This is a genomic window from Actinoplanes campanulatus (genome assembly GCF_014647795.1).
Lineage (GTDB): Bacteria > Actinomycetota > Actinomycetes > Mycobacteriales > Micromonosporaceae > Actinoplanes > Actinoplanes campanulatus.
Genome location: NZ_BMPW01000014.1, coordinates 1 through 17,917, shown reverse-complemented (window position 1 = coordinate 17,917; position 17,917 = coordinate 1). Strand labels below are relative to the sequence as shown.

Genomic DNA, 17,917 nt, shown 5'->3' with positions numbered 1-17,917 from the left:
GGTCACGGCACGAGCTCCGATCCGAGGTACGCGGTCCGCACCGCGGGATCAGCGAGGACCTCGCCGGGCGTCCCGGACGCGATGACCGCCCCGTAGTCCAGCACGTACACCCGGTCGCAGATCGCGGCCACCAGCGTCATGTCGTGGTCGATGAGCAGCACGGCCCGGCCCGTTTCGGCGACCGCCCGGACGTGCGTTCCGAATTCGGCGCTCTCGTCGGTGTCGAGCCCGGCGGCCGGCTCGTCGAGCAGGATCACGCGGGTCGCTCCGGCCAGGGCCCGGGCCACCCCGACGATCTTCTGCCGGCCGAGGCTCAGCTTGCCCGGCCGGCGGTCGGCGACCGGCAGCAACCCGAACGTCTCCAGTACGGCGTCGACGTCGTCGCCGGGTTCGGCGCGGCCGATCAGGTCGTTGCAGAGGTTGCGCAGCGGTCCCCGGCCGCCCGCGACGGCGACGTTCTGCCGGACCGTCAGATCGGTGAACAGCTCGCCGGCCTGCCAGGTCCGGGCCAGGCCGGCGCGCCGGCGCTGGTGCGGGGCGAGCCGGTCGACGCGCCGTCCGGCCACGCTGACCGTGCCGTGGGACGGGGTGAAACCGGTGACGGCGTCGACGAAGGTGGTCTTGCCGGCGCCGTTGGGGCCGATCAGCCCGACCACCTCGCCGGCCCCGGCGTGCAGGTCGATGTCGGTGTTGGCCCGGACGCCGCCGTAGTGGACGGTCAGCCCCTCGGTGGCCAGCAGCGGTGGGTTCACAGGACGACCTTTCGAGGGGTACGGCGGTGCAGCAGCCCGCTGGTGCCCCCGGCGATGCCGACGGGGTTGAGCACCGCGGTCAGGACCAGGGCGCAGGCCGCTATCAGCGTGTAGTAGTGGCCGAGGCCGAGCGTCGTGTTGAGCAGTGTGTAGAGCACCCCGAGCGGGGCGATCAGCCCGGCGATGAGCGCGCCGCTGACCCGGGTGATCCCGCCGACGTACGCCATGCACAGGACGCTGAGCCCGACGATGACGTTGAACGATTCGACCGACAGCTGGGAGCGGCTGTAGCCGATGAGGCATCCGCCGACGCCGGCGAGGAAGGCCGACAGCGCGAAACCGGCGAGTTTGACCCGGGCCACGTCGATGCCGACGCTGGCCGCGGCGCGTTCGTTGGAGCGGACCGCCAGGAACGACTGACCGGTGAAGCCGGCCAGCAGGCGTACCACGGCCATGGCGAGCACGCCGACGATGACGACGACGGTCGCGGCGAACGCCGATGTGGTCAGGTCGGTGCCGTCGCGTACCGCGAGGTCCCAGCCGAACAGGGTGGGCCCGTCGATGAGGTTGCCCTCGAAGGGGGTCAGTGCCGGGTTGGCGAAGGCGGCCTGCTGTACGGCGACCGCGCCGGCCAGGGTCACCACCGCCAGCTGTGCGCCGCGGACCCGCAGCGCGGGCAGGCCGACGAGCACGCCGACCAGCGTCGCGACACCGGCCGAGAGCAGCACCGACAGCGGGAACGGCACGTTCCAGGCCATGGTGGCGCGGGACAGGATGAAGCCGCCGGTGCCGGCAAAGGCCATCGAGGCGAGCGAGATCTGTCCCAGGTAGCCGGTGAGCACCACCAGGGACAGGGCGATGAGGGCCATGATGATCGAGGTGACGACGCCGAACCGCCAGCTGCCCGAGGTCAGCCCGATGGCGAGGGCGGCCGCGGCCAGCAGCACCCCGGCCGTCGGCCACGGGCGGGTGGGCAGGGCGACGGCCGGCATGCGTACGGTGCCGAGCGCGCCCCGCGCCGGAAGGCGGCGGCCCAGGATCACCAGGGCGACGACCACGATCACGAACGGCACCGCGTCGCCGAGGCCGGCCTGCGCCCAGACCGGCCAGCCGTCGAAGGTGCTCAACAGCAGCAGGATCGACTGCAGGACGCCGATGGCCAGGCCGGCCAGGCACGCCACCATGATCGACGTCAGCCGGGCCAGCAGCGCGGCCGCCAGCCCGGGCAGCACGTAGAACATGTAGCCGATCGGATCGAGGCCCAGCGTCGGCGCCGCGAGGATCGCCACCAGGGCGGTCGCCGCGCCGGTCAGAAGCCACATGACGGCGGCCAGCCGGTCCGGCGACAGCCCGGTCAGGCGGGCGGCGAGCTCGTCCTCGGCGCCCGCCCGGGTGGCCACGCCCCACCGGGTGAACCGGAGGTAGGCCGACAGCGCCGCCGCCACCGTCAGAGCCGTGGCCAGCAGGATCAGGTCACTGACGTTGATCACCGTGCCGGCCGCCTCCAGGGTCCGCTCGGTGAGAATCGGCGGCGCGAGCACCCCCTCGGTGGAGAACCGCAGCGGCACCAGCGAGGCGATGGCCAGCATCAGCCCCACCGAGGCGACCACCTGCGCCAGCGGCGGCGCCGTCCGCAGCGGGCGGAACACCAGCAGGTGGGCGGCCAGCGCCAGGGCGGCCACGCTCAGGACCCCGAGCCCGGCAGCGGGCCACGCCGCCATCGGCCCGGATCCGAGCGGGATCGAGCCGACCGGCAGCACCAGCGTGCCGCTGTGCCGGAGTTCGGCCACCACCCACACTCCCCACAGGGCCAGGGAGCCCTGGGCGAAGTTGAGGACGCCGGTGGCGGCGTGTAGGGACACGATGGACGCGGCGATCACGGCGTACACCGCTCCGCCGGCGAAGCCGAGCGTGATGAACAGCAGGACCTGATCCATGATCCGGGGCCTCTACACCGCTCCGGGAATGGCGGCCAGGATCTGGTGCACCGGTGTGATCCAGGTTTCGGTGACGGGCTTGACGGAGCCGTCGGACTGCACGCCGAACAGCAGCATCTGCGTGGTGCAGTTCGGTGAGGTGGCGGAGCCGCAGGTGATGTTCGGTCCGAGGAAGCTGGGGAAGTCCTTGAGACCCTTGAGCGACCTGAGCACCCCCGGGCCGGTCAGTTCGGTCTCCGGCGCCGCCGACATGGCCTGGGCGAACGTGGCGAAGAGCGCGAACTCGCCGTACGCGTAATAGCCGGGAACAGCGTCGGGAACGGCCTTGATGTACCGCTGGGCCAGCGCGAGTTCGGTCTTCGCCTGCGGCGGCGCGTACGCCGACGCGGCGGGCAGCCAGTTCGACGAGTACAGCGCGCCCCCGGCCGACTGCTGCGGAGCGGCCTTGATGTAGTCGGTGCACGCGGCCGTGAAGATGGTGCCCTGATAGCGCAGTTGCCGCAGCGCCTTGACCAGCGCGGTGCAGACCGCCTCGCTCGGTGCCGCGATCAGCCCGCCCACGTCCGGGTTGTCCTGGGCGATCGCGGAGGCCACCGCGGTGAAGTTCGGGTTGGTGGGGGAGAAGTAGATGCCCTTGGCCTCGATGCCGAGCGCCTTCGCCACCACCGGCAGCAGCTTGTCGATCGTCTGATGGGATGCCGGGGTGTCGGCCAGCGCCAGCGTGACCGACTTCTTGCCCGCGCTCTGGAACGCCTGGAGGGCACCGACCAGGAAGGATGCCTGCGGCGCGGCGAAGAACACCCGGTTCTCGGCCTTGGCGCCGGTGACCGAGTCGAACGGGATCATGCCGACGAGCGGGATCTGTGCCGCGGTGAGCGCGGGCAGGGCGGCGCTGGAGGACAGGTTGTAGCCGTCCATGACGGCCACCACCTTCTTCTCGACGAACGTGTTGGCGCAGGACTGGGCCCGTTCCGGCGTGGTGTCGGTGTCGCACGACACGAGTTCGATCGGATGGCCGTGAATGCCGCCGAACTCGCCGTTGAGATAGGACAGTGCCGCCTGGGCTCCGGTGTCGGCGCCGGGCTGGGGGACCGGTCCGCCGGACGGATTGAGGAAGCCCACCCGGATCGGTGGCTCGGTCAAGGTGGACGTGGCGGCCGGGCCGGCCGGCGCCGCGGCGTTGCCGCAGCCGGCGGCGGGCAGCAGGGCGACCGCGAACAGGGCCAGGGTACGGAGGGCAACCCGATGTCTATGCATGGCTCTCTCATTTCGATGCGATGTCCGGCCCGGCGATGTGCCGGTGAACGGGCCGTCGGGCAGGGGCCGGTAGAGACGTCGCCGTGTTCGGCGTGCGGTGGGAGCCCAGGACGGCGCACCGCCGAACCGGTCTGCTGCCGGTCGGGCGGTACCAGAGGAGCGTGGGGCCGAACAGTCCGCGGCCGGACTTGTGGGCGGCGTCACGGTGCTTCAGGGCACTGTAAATCAGCAATAACTTAGTTGGGAAGGCTGGCATCCTGATCGATGCTTGGCCGCGTCGTCACCGCACCCGAAAGTGCGCATACATCCTGATAGGAGGGATAGAACGGTGGTATTGACTTGCGGACACAATGATCATTGGGGGATGGAGTTCGATGTTGTGAGGCGTCAGGTTCAGAGAATGTCTCTTAACAAGAGACTCCTTGGCCGCGGAACGCGACGAGCTGTGGACACAGGCCAAGGCCGGGGCGCTACTCCTGTACCTTCGGCAACTTGCCCCAGACAAGGAGGCCTGCTCGCGGACCCCTCGACCGATCTTGATACCGCGAGATCAGCGATGAGCCGGCGCGGCGAGGACGTCGTCGGCCTCGACTTCGGGCGTGGTGAGGTGTGGTGAGCGGCGAGGCGCTCGCCCTGGACCGCCAGCTCCACGATCATCTGCCCCGGGCGGATGATCGCCAGGCACCCGCAAACCCGCCACCCGTCGTACTCCCACCTGGCCACCTGGCAGCATGTGCTCGAACAAGCGCCCACCCGTGTGCAGTAGGGCCCGGAACGGATCTGCACCTGCGTGAGCTGCCCCGCCGTTTCCTGCGACTCGGCCTCGGTGGTGCCGCTCCACGTCGACGGGTGGATCACCGGGATCGTCGACGTGACCCCACTGGTGCGCCGCATCCGGGGCCACCTCGACGTCCGTGACGTGGACGCGGCGTCGGTGCTTCTCCCGGCGGAACGGCTCTACCCGTACCCGGAGAATCGCGTTTGACGTGGGGTCGCGTGGTCAGGGGCGCCAGGCTGACCAGCGGGTGACGGTGATCTCCAGGAACGGGCCGGGTGGTGGGGTGTCGCGGTACTGCGGATAGCGGGCGGTCAGCGCGGCCAGGCCGATGGGGGAGGAGTCGAGGATGCGGGCGGTGCCGTCGGCGCGCACCCACCACAGGGCCGACCAGTCGTCGTCGTAGTGGTCGGCGAGCACGCACACGCGCGGGTTCGCCGTGATGTTGGCGAGGCGGCGCAGGTGGCGGCTGCGTTTGGGTTTGGCGTCGACCGCGGTGTGGATGAGGTCGCCGGTGACGGCGAAGACGATCGGGACCAGGTGGGGGACACCGTCGGCGCCGGCCGTGGCGAGCCGTGCCACCCGCGCGGACGCGAACAGTTCGGCGGCCGGCTCCATGGCCTGATCGTAGGTCGCCGAAGACTCCGGCACGCTACGCCGGGCGCGGTTCATCCGTGCCGTGGCCACCTTGACGGTGGGTTCGCTCAACCCGTGCCGGACCCGGCCGACGGTAGGGACCACGTCACCGCGAATCCGGCCCTCCAAAAATGTCACACGTGTGTTATTTTTCTGCGCGCTGCGCGCTGCGCGACGGCGTCCGGGAGGCGATCGTGACATTGAGCTGGCAGAGCAAGCTGGCCTACGGCTGGGGAAGCCTGGGCAACAACATCCTCTACGGCTTCGTCGCGACCTATCTCGCGCTCTTCTACACCGACGTGCTCGGCATCGCCGCCGCCTCCGCGTCGCTGCTGTTCCTGGTCGTGCGGGTGGTCGACGCGCTGTTCGACCCGGTCATGGGGATGCTCGTGGACCGCACGGCGTCGCGGTGGGGCCGGTTCCGGGCGTACCTGCTGTTCGCGCCGCCCGCCCTGGCGCTGCTCACGGTGATCGCGTTCTCGGTGCCGCGGCTGGACTCCGCCACGACGCTCGCGCTGGCGTACGTGACGTACCTGCTCTGGGGGATCGCGTTCTCGGCGATGGACGTGCCGTACTGGTCGATGTCGGCCGCGCTGACCCTGGACGCCCGGGAGCGCACGTCGCTGGTGATGGTTCCCCGCACCCTGGCCAGCGTCGGCTTCATCGGCGTGAACATCGTGACGTTGCCGCTGGTCGCGGTCCAGGGGTGGCGCAACGTCGCCGTCCTGTACGCGCTGATCGCTGTCGCGCTGACCTGGATCACGTTCGCCCGGGTGCGTGAGCGCGACGACTACGTGCCGTCGCCGCGGTACGCGGCGGGGGAGATGCTGCGCCTGTTCCTGCGTAACCTGCCGCTGCAACTGCTGCTGGTCGCCATGCTGACGACCGAGGTCGCCTTCACCGTCCGCAGCATCATCCCGGCCTACTACCTGCGGTACAACTTCGACGCCGAGGCCCTGGTGCCGCTGTTCGTCGGCGTCTTCGCCGTCACCACGATCACCGGTTCGCTGCTGAGCCCGCTCGCCGCACGGCTCTGGGGCAAACGCGGGGCGGCCCTGGCCGGGCTCGCCGTCACGACGGTCACGTCGGTGGGCTCGTGGCTCACCGGTTACCAGTCGCTCGCGCCGATCCTGGGGTGGATCGCGTTGACCGGGATCGGCTACGGCGTCACGAACATCACCCTGCTGTCGATGCTCGCCGACACCGTGGAGTACGGCCACTGGCGGACCGGCCGCCGTACCGAGGGGCTGGTCTTCTCCAGCAACATCTTCAAGACCAAGGTCGCCTCGGCGCTGGGCGCCTCGCTGGGACTCGCGCTGCTGGCCGCCTTCGGGTACGTAGCCGGCGCGCGACAGAGCACCGCGGCACTCGACGGCCTGCACGCCACGATGACGATCGTCCCCGGCGTGATCGGAGCCCTCGCCGCGATCCCGCTGATCTGGTATCGGCTGGACGAGCGCCGGCACGCCGAACTGGTGCGTGAACTCGAAGTACAGTCCGCGGGCGCCTGAGCGATGGGCGTACGGGAAAGAAGGCGCGCGGCGCTGATCGCCGCCGCCTACGAGCTCTTCCTGGACCGGGGCGTCGACCACGTCACGATCGACGACATCGCCGATCGGTGCGACGTCACCCGGCGCACCGTCTACCGGTACTTCGCCACCCGGGAGCAGGTCGCCCTCGCCGTCGAGGTGGAGATCCTCCAACGATGGGCACGCCTGCTGCACGACCTCGGCGCCGCCTGGGAGGGCACCGGAGCCGACCGTCTCCGGGCCGCGCTCGCCGACGTCGAGCAGGTCATCGACGACGCCGCCGACGAGGTCCGCTTCACCCGCGTGTTCGACGCCGGACCGGCGGGCGACGACGACAGCGATCTCGGCGCACAGTTCCGGGCCGCCGTCCGCGATCTGCTCGCGCCGTTCGTGGCGATCCTCCACATCGGCAGCCGGGACGGCACCCTGACCCTGACCTCGTCACCGGAGCTGACCGCTTCCACGCTGACCAACGCCTACCTGGGCCTCGCCCAACGGGTCTACGGAATGGGGGACCGCCTCGCCGAGGAGCAGCTGATCGAGCCGCGCCGGATGCTGACCGAGTTGTCCCGCCTCTACCTCGCAGGGCTCAGCGCCGGCGGTGGGCACACGGCCCACCACCGGCGCGACGGCTCAGGTGATCAGTAGGTGGTGTCGAGTGCCACCGCGATGTCGGACACGTCCAGCGGGAACTCGCCGACGATCGACGCCGCCCCGGTGAGCAGGTCCACCGTGTACAGCGTCTGATAGCCGCTGGCCGGCGTGAGCACGGCGAACGCCGTCGACGACACGGTTTTGCCGTTGCTCAGGTCGCTGAAGATGTCGAAGCCGGCGTCCGCCGCGGCGTCGACGCCCAGGTTGCCGGTGGCGACCAGGAAGCCCTGGTTCGCCGGGGACTGGATGACCACCTGGTCGGACGTCGTGTTGATGTCGAACAGCGTGGTGTTGGTCGTGGCGTCCAGGTCGTTGTTCGTGTACGCCGCCGCGGTGACCCCCTTGGCCGGGCCGGTCGCCGGCGGGGTGGTCAGCGTGGTGTCCGCGGTGGTGGTGTGGTCGCCGAGGTTGTGCCGCAGGTTCTGGCCGTTGTCGCTGATCACGCGCAGCCGGTCGGCGGCCGGGTTGAAGTCGACGCCGAACCTGGTGCCGTACAGCGTCTCCGTCAACTGGGACACCTTCGTCGCGATCGTGCTCGGGATGCCGATGGTGTAGATCCCGCCCTGGTTGCCGACGGCGTACAGCGTGTTGTCCTGGACCCGGAAGTCGATCCCGATCACGGACGTGTCGCCGACCAGGCCGGTGATACGGCGTACCCAGTCGTTCTGTTCCGGGGTGTTGGTCTTGAAAGCCAGCATCCGGGTGCCGTTCTGAGCGATGCCGTAGGCCTGGAGGCCGGGGGTGGCGGCGGCCGAACCACTGCCCGGCCGCGCCGCCACCAGCGTGGTGGTCGCGATCACCAGAACCGCCGCCGACGCGGCCCACTTCTTCATCCGTGCCCTCATGAGTGTTCCCCTCCGATTCCCTTCGAGCGGCTTGCGCATCGAAAGTTAGGAATGCGGAATGGACCCGGACTGGACGCGGAATGGACCTCCGGACAGTCAGCGGTCGATGAGGCGGCGGATGTCCTCGGCCTCCGGGGCGCCGATCTCGGTGTAACCGGTCCACGCCTGGTTGCGGTGCCGCTCGGCGGTGTCCGGGTCGCCGAGCATCTCGGCCGCCCGGGCCAGACCGGCGTGCGCCCGCGCCGACTCGTACCGGTCGCCGGTGCCGGTCGCCAGAGTGAGCGCCGCCAGATGCCGTTCCCGGCCGTCCGCCGGCCGGCCGGTGGTGGTGAGCGCCTCGCCGAGGCTGTTGGTGACCCGGGCCTCGCCGGCCCGTTCGCCGAGCTGCTGGAAGATCTCCAGTGCCTCGCGCAGGAAGACGACATCGTGGGTGACCGCGCCCAGCCCGTCGAGCGCCAGTGCGGTGCCGGCGCGTTCGTTGGTGCGCCGGAAGATGTCCAGCGCCTCGCGGTGGGAGCGGGCCGCGCGCCGGCTGTCGCGCTGCCGGGCGGCGATGTCGCCGAGGCTGACCAGGGCGTACCCCTCGCCGACCGGATCGCCGATGTCGCGGCAGATCCGGACCGACTCGCTCAGGTACGCCGCCGCCTGCTCGTCGAGGCCCTGCCGTCGCAGCACCTGACCCAGGTTGCCGAGCGCCCGCGCCTCGGCCGCCCGGTCACCGGTGAGCCGGCACAGCTCCAGCGCCTTGCGCAGGGAATCGGCCGCCTCGCCGTAGCGCCCCTGCCACTGGTCGACGTGACCGAGATTGCCGAGCGCCCGCGCCTGGACCGCGTGGTCGCCGCACGCCCGGGCCAGTTCGACCGCGCGCCGCAGCACGGTGTCCGCCCGTTCGTAGTGCCCCTGCTGCACGTCCATGACCGCGAGGTTGGTCAGCAATTGCGCCTCCGCGGCGGCGTCCCCGGTCAGCCGGGCGGCCCGCACCGCGTGCTCGTGCATGACGACCGCCTCCGGGTAGTGGCCGCCGCTCTCCAGGTAACGCAGCAGGGTGAGGGTGAGACCGACGGCGTGCGCGGGCCGATCGTGGACGGCCGCGTGCGCCACCAGCGCCACCAGGTTGTCGCGTTCCCGGTCCAGCCAGGCCTGGGCGCCCGCGCCGTCGCCGACCGGCGGGATAGGCGACCGCGGCCGGACGGCGCGGACCCGCCGGTGCCGCTCCGCCGGATAGAGCGTGTCCATCGCCTCGGTCGCGGTGAACAGGGTGGCGTCGGCGAGCCGCTCCAGTGCCGGGTCACCCTCACCCCTTTTCAAACCGAGATCGATCGCGTACGCCCGGAGCAGGTCATGCTGGCTGTAGCGGTCGGCCGTCACGTGCTGGACCAGGTGGGCCCGGGCCAGCACCTCCAGCAGCTTGCCGGCCTCGGCGACACCGGTGTCCAGCAGCGCGGCGACCGCGTAGCCCGCCACGTCCGGGCCGGGAACCAGGCCGAGCAGCCGGAAAGCGCGCGCCGCGGCCGGTGCGAGCTGCCGGTAGGACCAGGAGAACACGGCGCGGACCCCGGTCTGCGGGTCGCCGCCGGCGTTCAGCAGTTCCAGGCGGCGGCTCTCGTCGGCGAGTTCGGCCACCAGCGTCCGCAACGGCGCCTCGGGCCGCCCGATCGCCAGCTCGGCGGCGACCCGCAACGCCAGCGGCAGCTGGGCACACCGTCCGATCAGGTCGGCCGCGGCCGCGGGATCGTCGCGCACCCGGTCGCCGATCAGCCGGGTGATCAGGATCAGCGCCTCCTCGGCGGGCAGCAGCGGCACGACGAGCCGGCCCGCGCCGTGCCGGGCGACCAGGCCCGGCAGCATGTCCCGGCTGGTCACCACGACCGTGCAGGATGTCGTGCCGGGCAGCAGCGGCCACACCTGGTCGACCGACACCGCGTTGTCCAGCACGACGAGCATCCGGCGGCCGTCGAGCAGGCTCCGGTAGGCGGCGGCCCGCTCGTCCCGCCCGGCCGGGATGTCGTTCCCGGCCATGCCCAGGGCCCGGAGGAACCCGGCGAGCGCGTCCTCGGGCGTCATCGGCTGTTCGGAGTCGTAGCCGCGCAGATTCACGTGGAGCTGGCCGTCCGGGAACCGGGAGCGGGCCCGGTGCGCCCATCGCACCGCCAGCGCCGTCTTGCCCACGCCCGCCATGCCGGACACCGTGACGATGGTCTGATCGCCGGCCGTGAGCAGCCGGTCCAGTGCGGCGAGTTCGTCGGCGCGGCCGGTGAACCCCGGCACGTCCGCCGGTAGCTGGGCGGGCGCCGGCCGTACCGGAAACGGGTTTGTGATCTTGATCTGCGGCGCCGCGACGGCCTCGTCGGGATCGCGCAGCAGGGACGCGTGCGCGGCGGACAGTTCCGGGCCCGGATCGACGCCCAGTTCGTCGGCGAGCAGGCGGCGCGTGTCATGGAACGTCGCGAACGCCTTGGCCCGGCGGCCGGCCGCCGCGTAGGCGCGGATCAGCCGGGCCTGACCGGCCTCGTCCAGCGGCTGGGCCGCCGCGGCCTCCTCCAGCGCCGGCAGCGCCTCGGACACCGCGCCCAGCATGATCATGAGTTCGCCGTAGCGGCCCAGGGCGGCCCGCCGCTCCTCGATCAGGGCGAGGACCTTGGGATGCCCGGCCAGCATCGGCACATCCATCAGCGGCGTGCCCTGCCACTGCGCGAGCGCCCTGGCGGACAGTTCGGCCGCGGTCCGGTGATCCCCGTTCTGCCGCGCGGCGGTCGCCTCGGCGAGCAGCCGCCGGAAGCGCAGGAGATCCAGGCTGTCATCGGACACCCGCAGGGCGTACCCGTCCCCGACGCGGGGAAGGCGGGCGCTGTGCGAACGGAACGCCCGCCCCGGCTCCAGGAGCCGGCGCAGATGCTTGACGTGCGTCTGGATGATGTTGGCCGCGCTCGGCGGTGGCTGGTCGCCCCACAGTGCGTCGACCAGCTCGGCCTGGCTCAGCGGCTGCCCGCCGGCCACCGCGAGCAGGCCCAGCACGGCGCGCCGGCCCGCCGAGGTGAGTGCCACCGGGTCGTCGCCGAGCCATGCGCGGACCGGGCCGAGCACTTGGATCCGCACGCTCTCACCCCCGGCACAGGGTGGGGGAGCGACGTCGTCCAGTCATCGTCCAGTCAGGATCCAGTCTGGTGGTCCACCCTGCTCAAGGAACCTTAGGTGGACCTGTCCCGATACCACAAGCACGGGGAGTGCATCGTCATGCATCGATCGATGGCGCTTGTCGCCGGTCTGGCCGCGGCCCTGCTCACGCCGTCCGCGCCGGCGGCCGCCGCGGATCCCGCGGTGTGCCATGTCGGCTATGTGACCAACGGCGACTCGTGGTCGTTCAACGGGCAGATCACCATCACCAACACCAGCGGGCTCACCCTGTACGGCTGGACGCTGAGGTTCGCGCTGCCGGCCGGGCAAACCCTCCGCAGCGGCTGGGAGGCGACCTTCACCGTCACCGGCCAGGAGGTGACCGCGAAGAGCCTCGCCTACAACAGCGACGTGCTCTCGGGCAAGTCGGTGTCGGTGGGCTTCCACGCCTCCGGCGACGTGAAGGGCCCCTATCCGGCCGAGTTCCGGATCAACGACAACCTGTGCACGACCGGCCCCGCCTGATCCGACGTCAGAACTCCAGAACCAGCCGGGCCGGCACCCTTCCCGCCAGCACATCGTCGAAACAGGCGTTGATGTCGTCGAGTTTGCGGCCCGTGGCGATCACGCTCGTGCGCCCCGCCTGGTGAAGTTGGAACACCTCGGCGAGGTCCTGCCGGGTACCGACGATCGAGCCGATCACGGAGATGCCGAACAGGACGGTCTCGAAGATCGGCAACGTGATGTTGCCGTCGGCGGGCAATGCCACGCAGACCAGTCGGCCACCCCGGCGAAGGCTCTGGAAAGCCTGCTCGAACGAGCGCGGGGCCGCTGCCAGCGCGACGGCCACGTCGGCGCCGCCGAGCTTCTTGATCTCCTCGACGGGATCCGACGTCCGCGCGTTCACCACGTGGTCCGCACCGAGCGACCTGGCCAGATCCAACTTCGGCTGCTCCACGTCGACGCCGATCACGATGCCGCCGACGATCCGGGCGTACTGGAGCGCGAGGTGCCCCAACCCGCCGATCCCGAAGATCGCGACCCGCTCCGCAGGGCGGACCCGGGCCATCTTGATGGCCTTGTACGTGGTGACCCCGGCACAGGTCAGCGGGGCGGCATCGAAGGCGGTGACCCCGTCCGGGACCGGCACGGCGTACCGGCCGTCGGCCAGCGCGTACTCCGCATAGCCCCCGTTGATCGAGTAGCCGGTGTTCGCCTGCTGCTCGCAGAGGGTCTCCCAGCCGCTGATGCAGTAGTCGCAATGCCCGCAAGCCTTGCCGAGCCAGGCCAGCGCCACGCGTTCGCCGACGTGACGTCCGGTGTCGCCCGGTCCCATCGCCTCGATGACACCGACGGCCTCGTGCCCGGGGATGAAGGGCGGCGTGGGCTTCACCGGCCAGTCTCCGTGTGCGGCGTGGATGTCGGTATGGCAGACGCCACTCGCCTCGATGCGGACGAGGATCTCGTTGGCGCCCGGTTCTGGCTTGGGGAGGTCCTGGATCCGAAGCGGTGCCTTGAACTCGGTTACGACCGCGGCCTTCATACTGTTCGCCCCCTGACCGGTGCGGCCTGGATCTGTCGGTATGTCAGCGTATGCCCGCCCAGTGCGGGCGGTTTCCTCTATTGATGAGGTTCGCCGCAGAGCCCGGCGGCCGGGGTCGCCGGGCTCTGGGCTTAATCGGTCAGCGAGCGGCTGCCTCGCCCGCGGCCTTCAGCTCGGCGGCGGCTTCCAGGTCGGCGGTGCTGACCGCGGCGAGCGAGCCGGCGATGGACACCGCTTCGTAATAGGTCCAGGCCAGGCTGTAACAGGCTGGGCGGACGGCGGCCGAGTAGGTGGCGCACTTGCGCTTCAGGTCCTCGTAGAACATCGAGTCGAGACGGCTCTTGTTGGCGCTGAACGTCCCGATGGCCTTGTAGTTGCGGTAGCCGAAGTCGTGCCGCCAGCAGGACAGCTTGAAGTCGAACCCGAGGGGGTTGTCCGGGCTGGACGAGCAGTAGTCGGTGCTCCAGACGAACGCGTAGGCCGCCCAGGCGCCCTGGTTCTGCCGCGCGGCGTTCCAGGAGTTGTAGCTGCTCACACTGGTCTGGGTGAAGGAGGAGAGAACGGCCGCCTTCTCCGCGGCGGTGACGGCGTGGGCCGGGCTCGACACGCCCAGGAGGGCGACCACGGCGACCACGGCGGCGAGGACGGTACGCAGGGGGCGGGGGATCGGGACTGACGGGTTCATCCTGCTCCTCATGAGATATCCGCCCCGGTGGTGGGCGGATTTGGGGATGGCACCGCCCGGGAACCGCCGATTGTTGCCAGCATGTTTCCCAAACGATGACTAAGTTGAATGCCTGAGCGGGCGACTTCCCGTCCCTCGATCGCAATTTGTCGATGTGTGCAAAAACGGACACGAGGGTGCTCTCTTCTCATCACCGCAGCGCGCACACCACCTAACGGTGTGCTTCTGGTCACGGCCGGGCGGACATGCCCGCGGCCGTGTAGATGGCGTCGAGGGTGCGCATCTGGGCCACCGCCTCGGCCGGGCCGGTGCCGCGGTCGTCGCCGTCGCGGAACGCCTCCAACTGGAACGCGTAGGTGGAACGCCGGTCGGCCGCCTCCACCCGGCTGCCGTGGCGGCCACGGACGCGGATCCTCCCGCGGATCTGCGGGTGGTAGGGCCAGGAGACGCGCATCCGGCCGTCCGTCCCGGCGACCTCCAGGGTGGCGCCGATCAGGTGACGCGACCAGATCGACGACACGATCCGTCCCTCCACACCGGACTCGAACCGCAGCGTCGCGGTGACCAGCCGATCGACGCCGCCGCGTTCCCACGCCCGGGCCCCGGTGACCTCCGGCGCCGGCCCGAACAGGTCACGCAGCTGGCGGACCGGGTAGTAGCCGACATCGAGGAGGCCACCGCCGCCCAGGGCGAGATCCCAGCGGATGTCCCGGCCGGGCGGGACCGGCGCGCAGAACGTGGCGCGGGCCGAGGTGATCCGGCCCAGCTCACCGGAGGCGATGATCTCCCGTAGCCGGGCCTGCAGCGGATGATGGTGCGAGTGGTAGGCCTCCATCACGACGCAGTCCGACGACGCGGCGGCCTCCGCGACCCGCTCGGCCGCCGCGGTGTTGCTGGTGAACGGCTTCTCGCACAGCACGTGCTTGCCCGCTTCGATCGCGGCGATCGTCCAGGGCGCGTGCAGGGCCGCGGGCAGCGGGATGTAGACGGCGTTCACCACCGGGTCGGCCAGCAGCGCCTGGTACGACGGATGCACGTGACCGATGCCGTGGTGAGCCGCGTACCGCCGGGCCCGGTCCTCGTCGCGGGCGGCGATCGCCACCACCTCGACACCGTCGACGGTACGGGCCGGATCGATCAGGGCGCTCTTCACGATGCGGGCGGCGCCCAGCACACCGATGCGCATCACCGTCTCCCTTCTCGATCTTGTCAGGGCCGGAGCGTGTGTCTTAGATGGATACCGGAGCGATTCTCACAGGTGGGCTCGGGCGGGGGCATGGACGAGCAGGAAGACGCCAGGATCTGTAGTACCTGTCAGGTGGTCACGATCTTCGAGGCCGCATCGGGCCGGTGGATCCATCCCGATCCGTACCGGGCGAAGTTCTCCCGCGACGTCTGCGACGCCCCGGCGCCGGGACGCCCGGCCAAGGGCGCCGAACGCAGGTTCGGGCGGGGCCGGGCGTACCGCCGCGACCGATGGACCATCACCGGAACCGTCGCCGACACGGTGCCGGACCTGGACGAGCCCATCGCCATCGGCACGGACAGCTCCTACAAACCCGTGCGCACCGAGGCCGGCGTCCATCGGCCGATCTCCTGGGGATTCGTGACCACCTCCGGCCGGTACGGCATGGGCGCGAACGACAGCCGCGGCTCGGTGCCCGGCCGTGACCGCGTGCTGCAGGGCGAACTACGCGCGATCTGGTGGGCGCTGCTCGAGGTCCCCGCCACCCACCCGATCACCGTCTACACCGACTCGCGGGACGCGATCGACCTGCTCACCCGATGGCGCAACGGGGACCGGGCGATGCCCGCCGGGTACACGGTCGAACGGGCGAGCGGCCGGGAGGCGACGCTGGTTCAGCTGGCCGGCCGGGTCGAGCGGGCCGGCCACCGGCTTCGGGTGACGTGGGTTCGCGGGCACACCGGGCATCCGCTGAACGAGTGCGCGGACGCCCTGGCGAAGCTGGCCCGGGCCTGGGCGGATGAGCGGCTGGCCAAGGGGACGGCCGAGGCGGACGCGCGGCGGGCGGTGCGCAACGCCCTGACCAGGTTCGCCGGATAGTCCGGGTGCTGGGAAACGGCGTGGACCACGGTTGCGGGCGTGGGGCACAGTCCAGTCGTGGACGACACCATCGCTGTACGGCATCGCTCGCTGGACGAGATCCTGGAAGGCCTGCACCTGGTGCGGCAGTCCCCGCGGGGCGCGGGCACCCTGGAGCTGGCCGTGCGCCGGCCCTCGACCGGCGCCCGCGAAGTGCTGGCCCAGGCCGAGCTGCACCGGGAGACCGGGCTGGTCGGCGACAACTGGAGCCGGCGGCCCAGCTCCCGGACACCCGACAACACACCCCATCCCGACATGCAGCTCAACGTCATCAACGCCCGGTTCGCCGAACTGATCGCCGGCCCGGATCGCGACGCCTGGGCACTCGCCGGCGACCAGCTCTACGTCGATCTCGATCTGAGCTTCGACGCTCTGCCGGCGGGCTCCCGCCTCGCGATCGGCGACGAGGCCGTCATCGAGGTGACCGAGCAGCCGCACACCGGCTGCGCCAAGTTCGCCGCCCGGTTCGGGCGCGATGCCCACAAATTCGTCTGGACCGACGAGGCCAAGAGCCTGCGGCTGCGTGGCCTCAACGCCCGGGTGGTCACCGGCGGGACGATCACGCCCGGCGACACCGTGCGGCAGGTCCTCTGATTGTCGTTTCCGTCCAAGACGGCGGCCGGGGCCACGCTCTAGCGTGGACCCCGCAGCCCGCCCGAGCAGGAGGAGACAGCATCATGCGCGATCTGGTCTACACCGGTTTCATGTCGCTCGACGGCGTCGTGGACTCGCCCGGCGGGCCGGAGGAGGGACACCGCAGCGGCGGCTGGGTGGTCAAGGACCTCGAGTTCGTCCCCGAAGCCTGGTCACTCAAGGGCGAGGAACTCGCCGACACGACCGCGCTGATGTTCGGCCGCCGCAGCTACGAGGTGTTCGCGCCGGTCTGGCCCGGCTCGGAGGACCACGCCCCCTACAAGGACCTCCCCAAGTACGTGGTGTCGGCCACGCTGTCCGACGATGCCCTCGTCGACGGGTGGGGGCCCACGACGATCCTGCGTTCCACCGACGACGTCGCCGCGCTCAAGAACGGTGACGGCGGCGCCATCTTCATCCACGGCAGCGCCGAACTGGCCCGGCGGCTGTCCGACGCGGGCCTGATCGACCGCTACCACCTGCTCGTCTTCCCCGTGCTGCTCGGCACCGGCAAGAGCCTGTTCGGCCGGGCCGACCGCGACAAGCACATGCTGACGCTGCGCGAGTCGCAGGCCTACAGCAACGGCATCCTGAAACTCGTCTACGACGTCAAACGCTGACCCAGGTCCAGGCCGATCGCGCCGCCCGTGCCGGCACGCAACTGCCGGGCGGTGCGCCCGACGTACGAACGCAGTGCCCGCGCCAGGTGCGGCTCGTCGAAGTAGTCGAGCTTGGCCACGACGTCGGCGACCGCGTCGCCCACGGCCAGCAGCTCCGCCGCCGTACGCGCCCGCTCGATCTGCCGGACCGCGCCCCGGGTCAGACCCGTCGCGGCGCGGAACCGGCGCTCGACGGTCCGCCCCGAGACGGTCGGAAGGTCGCCCCGCAGCACCTCGGCGACGAGCGGATCACGAACCACAGTCCCGGCCCGGACCAGAGCGTCGACCAGCGCCTCGACGTCGTCGGGGCCGGGCGTCTCCCAGCGCACGCCGTCCAGCCGGAACGTGCGGCCCGTGGTGTCGGGCAGCTCGATGCCACCGTCGACCAGCGCCGGCGTGGACACGTGGCGCAGCGAGGTGCCCACCGCGAAGTCGATGCCCGTGAAGGTCGCACCCTCCGGCACCGGCGCCGTCCTGGTCCGGGTCTCCGGGCCGGTGACACTCGCGAACGCCCGGCCCTCCTGCTCGTAGAACACCAGGCCCCAGCGCACCCCCGCGACCGACGTCATCGCGGTGACCTGCTCGCTCACGCACGTCCACACAGCGTCGACCCATGGCGAATCGGACCGGCGTGTCTCGAACCGCAGCTCCACGCGTGAAGGCTACGCGGGTTCGGTAAACCCGGCGTTCTCGTGGCCGATCCTCCGTGGCGAGTCGCTCGCCCCGGGGCCTGTTTGGCCGCAACCGGGTGGCACCGGTTCGGGTCCTTGGGGTGCACCTGCCGCCCTGGAATC

The 17,917-nt window shown here is 71.0% G+C and carries 17 protein-coding genes; 7 read left to right on the top strand and 10 right to left on the bottom strand.

Annotated features, from left to right (window positions below):
* Positions 1-2: 2 nt before the first annotated feature.
* The 3 genes from IEZ13_RS25675 to IEZ13_RS25665 are packed head-to-tail and all read right to left on the bottom strand — an operon-like array spanning position 3 to position 3,946.
* Positions 3-752, bottom strand: a complete 750-nt coding sequence (locus IEZ13_RS25675) for an ABC transporter ATP-binding protein (RefSeq protein ID WP_203834089.1) — start codon at positions 750-752, stop codon at positions 3-5.
* A complete protein-coding gene (locus IEZ13_RS25670) occupies positions 749-2,689 on the bottom strand; it encodes an ABC transporter permease (protein ID WP_183223571.1) in 1,941 nt (646 codons plus the stop codon). The genes IEZ13_RS25675 and IEZ13_RS25670 overlap by 4 nt, the downstream gene beginning before the upstream one ends.
* 12 nt (positions 2,690-2,701) lie before the next feature.
* Positions 2,702-3,946 (bottom strand): ABC transporter substrate-binding protein, encoded by a 1,245-nt coding sequence (locus tag IEZ13_RS25665; RefSeq protein WP_183223569.1) that lies wholly within the window; start codon positions 3,944-3,946, stop codon positions 2,702-2,704.
* A 790-nt stretch (positions 3,947-4,736) separates the two neighbouring features.
* Between IEZ13_RS25665 and IEZ13_RS25660 the strand changes: the two genes are divergently transcribed.
* The gene (locus IEZ13_RS25660) at positions 4,737-4,931 is read left to right on the top strand and encodes a DUF4291 domain-containing protein (RefSeq protein ID WP_183223567.1); all 195 of its coding nucleotides are present in this window, start codon (positions 4,737-4,739) and stop codon (positions 4,929-4,931) included.
* 15 nt (positions 4,932-4,946) lie between these two features.
* Here IEZ13_RS25660 and IEZ13_RS25655 read toward each other — a convergent pair whose 3' ends face one another.
* On the bottom strand, positions 4,947-5,495 hold the full coding sequence (locus tag IEZ13_RS25655; RefSeq protein WP_229795025.1) for a TIGR03668 family PPOX class F420-dependent oxidoreductase: 549 nt from the start codon (positions 5,493-5,495) through the stop codon (positions 4,947-4,949).
* Positions 5,496-5,497: 2 nt separating this feature from the next.
* Between IEZ13_RS25655 and IEZ13_RS25650 the strand changes: the two genes are divergently transcribed.
* Both IEZ13_RS25650 and IEZ13_RS25645 read left to right on the top strand, forming a co-directional pair.
* Positions 5,498-6,868 carry a glycoside-pentoside-hexuronide (GPH):cation symporter gene (locus IEZ13_RS25650; protein WP_183223565.1) on the top strand — a complete coding sequence of 457 codons (1,371 nt, stop codon included), beginning with the start codon at positions 5,498-5,500 and terminating at the stop codon, positions 6,866-6,868.
* Between the two features lie 3 nt (positions 6,869-6,871).
* Positions 6,872-7,534: a TetR/AcrR family transcriptional regulator gene (locus IEZ13_RS25645; RefSeq protein ID WP_183223563.1), complete on the top strand. Its 663-nt coding sequence runs from the start codon at positions 6,872-6,874 to the stop codon at positions 7,532-7,534.
* On the opposite strand, the gene IEZ13_RS25640 is transcribed toward IEZ13_RS25645, so the two are convergent.
* Both IEZ13_RS25640 and IEZ13_RS25635 read right to left on the bottom strand, forming a co-directional pair.
* Positions 7,528-8,385 carry a DUF4394 domain-containing protein gene (locus IEZ13_RS25640; RefSeq protein ID WP_183223561.1) on the bottom strand — a complete coding sequence of 286 codons (858 nt, stop codon included), beginning with the start codon at positions 8,383-8,385 and terminating at the stop codon, positions 7,528-7,530. The genes IEZ13_RS25645 and IEZ13_RS25640 overlap by 7 nt on opposite strands.
* 96 nt (positions 8,386-8,481) lie before the next feature.
* Positions 8,482-11,481, bottom strand: a complete 3,000-nt coding sequence (locus IEZ13_RS25635; protein WP_183223559.1) for an AfsR/SARP family transcriptional regulator — start codon at positions 11,479-11,481, stop codon at positions 8,482-8,484.
* A 96-nt stretch (positions 11,482-11,577) separates the two neighbouring features.
* Here IEZ13_RS25635 and IEZ13_RS25630 point away from each other — a divergent pair, with 96 nt between their 5' ends.
* On the top strand, positions 11,578-12,024 hold the full coding sequence (locus IEZ13_RS25630; protein ID WP_183223557.1) for a cellulose binding domain-containing protein: 447 nt from the start codon (positions 11,578-11,580) through the stop codon (positions 12,022-12,024).
* 7 nt (positions 12,025-12,031) lie between these two features.
* Here IEZ13_RS25630 and IEZ13_RS25625 read toward each other — a convergent pair whose 3' ends face one another.
* From IEZ13_RS25625 to IEZ13_RS25615, 3 genes are all read right to left on the bottom strand, one after another.
* Positions 12,032-13,042, bottom strand: coding sequence for a zinc-dependent alcohol dehydrogenase (locus tag IEZ13_RS25625; protein WP_183223555.1), 1,011 nt, complete (start codon positions 13,040-13,042; stop codon positions 12,032-12,034).
* A 139-nt stretch (positions 13,043-13,181) separates the two neighbouring features.
* A complete protein-coding gene (locus tag IEZ13_RS25620; RefSeq protein ID WP_221245857.1) occupies positions 13,182-13,727 on the bottom strand; it encodes a phospholipase in 546 nt (181 codons plus the stop codon).
* A gap of 229 nt (positions 13,728-13,956) precedes the next feature.
* Complete coding sequence (locus tag IEZ13_RS25615; protein WP_183223553.1) at positions 13,957-14,913, bottom strand: Gfo/Idh/MocA family protein; 957 nt, start codon at positions 14,911-14,913, stop codon at positions 13,957-13,959.
* Positions 14,914-15,003: 90 nt separating this feature from the next.
* On the opposite strand from IEZ13_RS25615, the gene IEZ13_RS25610 reads away from it, so the two are divergent.
* The 3 genes from IEZ13_RS25610 to IEZ13_RS25600 all read left to right on the top strand — a co-directional run bounded on the left by IEZ13_RS25610 (position 15,004) and on the right by IEZ13_RS25600 (position 17,084).
* Positions 15,004-15,792, top strand: a complete 789-nt coding sequence (locus tag IEZ13_RS25610) for an RNase H family protein (RefSeq protein ID WP_183223551.1) — start codon at positions 15,004-15,006, stop codon at positions 15,790-15,792.
* Positions 15,793-15,849: 57 nt separating this feature from the next.
* Positions 15,850-16,425 (top strand): MOSC domain-containing protein, encoded by a 576-nt coding sequence (locus IEZ13_RS25605; protein ID WP_183223549.1) that lies wholly within the window; start codon positions 15,850-15,852, stop codon positions 16,423-16,425.
* A gap of 83 nt (positions 16,426-16,508) precedes the next feature.
* Complete coding sequence (locus IEZ13_RS25600; protein WP_183223547.1) at positions 16,509-17,084, top strand: dihydrofolate reductase family protein; 576 nt, start codon at positions 16,509-16,511, stop codon at positions 17,082-17,084.
* Here the strand turns inward: IEZ13_RS25600 and IEZ13_RS25595 are convergent.
* Positions 17,066-17,776: a helix-turn-helix domain-containing protein gene (locus IEZ13_RS25595; RefSeq protein WP_183223545.1), complete on the bottom strand. Its 711-nt coding sequence runs from the start codon at positions 17,774-17,776 to the stop codon at positions 17,066-17,068. The two genes, IEZ13_RS25600 and IEZ13_RS25595, sit on opposite strands and share 19 nt — an antisense overlap.
* Positions 17,777-17,917: the final 141 nt, after the last annotated feature.

What these genes read in the sequence shown, in the direction of transcription:
- IEZ13_RS25625 (WP_183223555.1), bottom strand. Translation starts at nt 13,042, where the DNA reads ATGAAGGCCGCGGTCGTAACCGAGTTCAAGGCACCGCTTCGGATCCAG.
- IEZ13_RS25600 (WP_183223547.1), top strand. Translation starts at nt 16,509, where the DNA reads ATGCGCGATCTGGTCTACACCGGTTTCATGTCGCTCGACGGCGTCGTG.
- IEZ13_RS25620 (WP_221245857.1), bottom strand. Translation starts at nt 13,727, where the DNA reads ATGAACCCGTCAGTCCCGATCCCCCGCCCCCTGCGTACCGTCCTCGCC.
- IEZ13_RS25665 (WP_183223569.1), bottom strand. Translation starts at nt 3,946, where the DNA reads ATGCATAGACATCGGGTTGCCCTCCGTACCCTGGCCCTGTTCGCGGTC.
- IEZ13_RS25640 (WP_183223561.1), bottom strand. Translation starts at nt 8,385, where the DNA reads ATGAGGGCACGGATGAAGAAGTGGGCCGCGTCGGCGGCGGTTCTGGTG.
- IEZ13_RS25645 (WP_183223563.1), top strand. Translation starts at nt 6,872, where the DNA reads ATGGGCGTACGGGAAAGAAGGCGCGCGGCGCTGATCGCCGCCGCCTAC.
- IEZ13_RS25615 (WP_183223553.1), bottom strand. Translation starts at nt 14,913, where the DNA reads ATGCGCATCGGTGTGCTGGGCGCCGCCCGCATCGTGAAGAGCGCCCTG.
- IEZ13_RS25670 (WP_183223571.1), bottom strand. Translation starts at nt 2,689, where the DNA reads ATGGATCAGGTCCTGCTGTTCATCACGCTCGGCTTCGCCGGCGGAGCG.
- IEZ13_RS25610 (WP_183223551.1), top strand. Translation starts at nt 15,004, where the DNA reads ATGGACGAGCAGGAAGACGCCAGGATCTGTAGTACCTGTCAGGTGGTC.